General features: G+C 72.4%; 2 protein-coding genes. Both read left to right on the top strand.

Annotation, left to right across the window (positions count from 1 at the left end; translation table 11 throughout):
* The coding region (locus G6018_RS13610; protein ID WP_182639894.1) for a penicillin-binding transpeptidase domain-containing protein at positions 1-1,731 on the top strand (1,731 nt) is incomplete at its 5' end.
* Between the two features lie 17 nt (positions 1,732-1,748).
* Positions 1,749-2,606, top strand: an 858-nt coding sequence (locus G6018_RS13605; protein ID WP_182639893.1) for an SDR family NAD(P)-dependent oxidoreductase, incomplete at its 3' end; no start/stop codon positions are given.

Below are 2,606 nucleotides of genomic sequence, written 5' to 3'. Positions count from 1 at the left end.
GCGGCGCAGGAGACCCTCGAGGCCAACGTGCTGGCGATGGGATTCACGCCGACCCTCTCCGCCGGGACCCCGGACGGGGACCGACGCCCGGACCGCGACCCCGTGACGGTCGAGATCACCTGGGACATGGGGACGGCCGGAGACGACGAGGCCGACAACGACGAGGCCGACGACGACGAGGCCGGCTCCGACCCGGCCGGCGGGACCCCCGGCACGGAAGGCGCCGCCCGCATCGTCACGACCACCGGCGAGGCGCGGACCACCAGGGTCGGCGAGGACTGGAAGGTCGAGTGGGCGCCGACGATCCTCGACACCCGCCTCGAGCCGGGGGGCACCCTGGCCTTCTCCGAGATCCTGGACTACGACACCTCGGTCCTCGACCGCACGGGCGAACCGCTGCTGCAGTGGACTCCGGTGACCGCGGTGACCCTGGCGCCGGGGGCGGTGGAGTCGGCCGACGCTGTCGCGGCGCTGGTGAACCCCGTGGTGCCGACGATCACCGGGCAGACGATCCGCGAGGGCATGACGGAGGCGGGGGACCAGCCGTACCAGATCGTCGCGCTCCGCCCGTCCGACATCGACCCGATCCGCGAGCAGCTCGCCGCCGTCCCGGGGGTGACGCTCCCTCAAAGCGGGGATCTCATCCGCACCGACCGCAGCCTGACCTCTCCCGCGATCAACAGTCTGCCGACCGCGTGGATGGACGCGATCACCGCAGAAGGCGGCTGGACCGCGGAGATCGTCAATCCCGACGCGGAACCGATCGAGCTCGGCAGCGCCCCGGTGGGCCAGGTCGACGACCTCGTCTCCACGCTGCAGATCTCGATGCAGCGGGCCGCCCAGCAGGCGGTGGACTCCTCCGCCCTGGGCGCCTCGATCGTGGCGATCCAGCCCTCGACGGGCGGAATCCTGGCCGTGGCACAGAACTCCGCCGCCGACCGGCAGGGGCCGGTGTCCATGCAGGGCCGCTTCCCGCCGGGGTCGACGTTCAAGATCGTCACCACGGCCGCGGCGCTCGAGGCCGGCGTCGTGGGCCCGGACGAGGTCGTGCCCTGCCCGGCCTCGGTCACCGTGTCGGGGCGCACGATCCCCAACGACGACGACTTCGAGCTCGGCCCGGTGCCGCTGGAGACCGCCTTCGCCCGGTCGTGCAACACCAGCCAGGCCGTCATCAGCGACCGGCTGACGCCGGAGGCCATGAAGGACACGGCCGCGAAGCTCGGCCTGGGCGTCGGGTTCTTCGCCCCCGGCCTCGGAGCGGACACCTTCACCGGGTCCGTGCCCGTCACCGAGCAGGGCCCGGCCCGCGTGGAAGCGGCGATCGGGCAGGGCGAGGTGTTGGCCAGCCCGTTCGGGATGGCGGTCATGACGGCCTCGCTGGCGAACGGCGGGCGGATGATCCTGCCGCACGTCGTCGACGGGATGACCGGCGACGCCAACGACGCACCGGAACCGCTCGACCCCGGAGTCGTCGACACCCTGCGCCGGTACATGGAGCAGACCGTCCGATCGGGCACCGCGACGGCCGCCAATTCGATCCCCGGACTCGGGGGCAAGACCGGCACGGCCGAGGTCGGCACCGGTCCCGCCCACGGCTGGTTCGTCGGTTCCACCGGGGACATCGCCCTCGCGGTGCTCATCGAGGGAGCCGACTCCTCGGGGCCCGCGGTGTCGATGGCCGCCGGGTTCCTCGGCGCCGCAGGACAGCCCGCACCCCTCGCGCGCGGGTGAGACGGTAGTTTCGCGTCATGCGTCTCCCCCGCCTCCCGCTGTCCGACCTCCCCGTCCCCGGCCTCGCCCGGTTGCCGTTCGTCTCCTCCCCCTCCCCCGCGGACACCAACCGCCGGGTGCTGGTCACCGGCGGGGCGTCGGGTCTCGGTCTGGCGTTGGTCACGGCGTTCCTCGAGCGCGGCGACCGCGTGATGGTCGCGGACCTCGCGGCCACCGACGACCGGCCCGCCTCGGTCCCCGGGGATGCGCGCTATCTGCGTCTGGACGTGCGTTCCGAGGAGGAATGGCAGGCGGCGCGCGCGGAGATCGAGCAGATCTGGGGCGGCATCGACGTGCTGGTCAACAACGCGGGCATCGCCCAGGGCGGCCGCATCGAGTACCTCACCGAGGAGGACTGGCGGCTCATCACGGACATCAACCTGCTGGGTGTGGCGCGGGGCTGCCGCACCTTCGTGCCGATGCTCAAGGCGCAGGGCCACGGGCACCTGGTCAACACGGCGTCTCTCGCCGGGCTCGTACACCCGCCGACCATGGCCTCCTACACGGCGGTCAAGGCGGCCGTGGTGGCGATCTCCGAGACCCTGCGGTGGGAGCTGGAGCCGTTCGGGATCGACGTGTCCGTGCTGTGCCCGTCGTTCTTCCGCACCAACCTGGCCTCGAGCCTCAACTCCTCGGACCCCGCCGCGAGCGGATTCGCGAGCAAGCTCATCGACCGCTCCGAGCGCGGCGCGGACGAGATCGCCGCCGAGGTGATGACCGGTCTGGACGCCAAGGAGTTCCTGATCCTGCCCGACCCGGACGCCCGCAAGGCCTACCGCGGCAAGCGGTTCATGCCCGCCGCGTACGCCAGGACCATGCTCGGGATGGGGCAGAAG

Source organism: Dietzia sp. DQ11-44, from assembly GCF_014145205.1.
In the GTDB taxonomy this organism is placed as follows: Bacteria; Actinomycetota; Actinomycetes; order Mycobacteriales; family Mycobacteriaceae; genus Dietzia; species Dietzia natronolimnaea.
The sequence above is the reverse complement of the archived record's forward strand: the minus strand, read 5'-3'. Positions and strand labels throughout refer to the sequence as shown.